This is a genomic window from Acidovorax sp. KPB24-07 (assembly GCF_057543315.1).
The window spans coordinates 1-960 of record NZ_BAAJYS010000775.1 but is presented as its reverse complement, the minus strand read 5'-3'; the positions used below and the strand labels follow the sequence as shown (position 1 = coordinate 960).

General features: G+C 74.3%; 1 protein-coding gene. It reads left to right on the top strand.

From position 1 onward, the window contains the following. Window positions 1–845, top strand: an 845-nt coding sequence (locus AC27IQ_RS25710) for an imelysin family protein (RefSeq protein WP_487091329.1), incomplete at its 5' end; no start/stop codon positions are given. Window positions 846–960: the final 115 nt, after the last annotated feature.

The window sequence follows — 960 nt, the reverse complement described above, 5'->3', positions numbered from 1 at the left end:
CGCTGGACGCTGCCCGCGGCGCCTGGCGCAGCACCATGCTCGCGTGGGAGAGCCTGGGCGCCGTGGCCGTGGGCCCGGTGATCGCCCGGCGCACGCAGCGCCAGATCGACTTCGCACCCACTCGGCCCTCGCTCATCGAGCGCGCCATCAAGGCCCAGCCGCAGGGTGCCAAGGCGTTCGAGCGCGTGGGCACGCCCGCCAAGGGCCTGCCCGCCCTCGAATGGCTGCTGTGGACGCAGCCGGCCGCGCCCGCCACGCCGGCCTGCCGGTATGCGGTGGAGGCGGCGCTGGACGTGGAGCGCGAGGCGGTGGCGCTCAAGGCCGCGTTCGACGGTGCCGCCACCACCGACTGGGCCGCCGAGGACGAGCAGGAGCGCTCCACCCAGGCCATGGGCGAGTTCATCAACCAGTGGGTGGGCGGCATCGAACGCCTGCGCTGGGCCCACATGGAAAAGCCGCTGCGCGCCGCCCAGGGCAGCCGCACGCCGGACTACCCCCGCGCCGCCAGCGGCCTCACCCCCGAAGCCTGGGCCGCCGAATGGCAGGCCTTGCGCACGCTGGCCGTGCTGCCGCAAGGCGCCGCGCTGCCCAAGCCGGGCGAGGCCCTCGTGCCGCTGGAAACCTACCTGCGAGGCCGCGGCCTGAACCCCCTGGCCGACCAGTTGCTGCAGGCCACGCAGCGCATCGACACCGCCTTTGCCGCCCTGGCGCAGCCCGGAAAGAACACCGGGCCGCAAGTGCTGCAGGCGGCCAAGGAGCTGACCGCGCTCAAGCGCCTGGCTGAGGCCGAGATCGCGCCAGCATTGCAGGTGAGCATCGGGTTTTCGGATGCCGATGGGGACTGACGCCATGCCAACCAAGCGACCGGAAGGCATCCCTGCCGCCTCGGCACCACTGTCGCGCCGGCAGGCGCTGCGGCTCGGCGCAGGCCTGGGGCTGGCCGTGCCGCTGGCCGCCGCC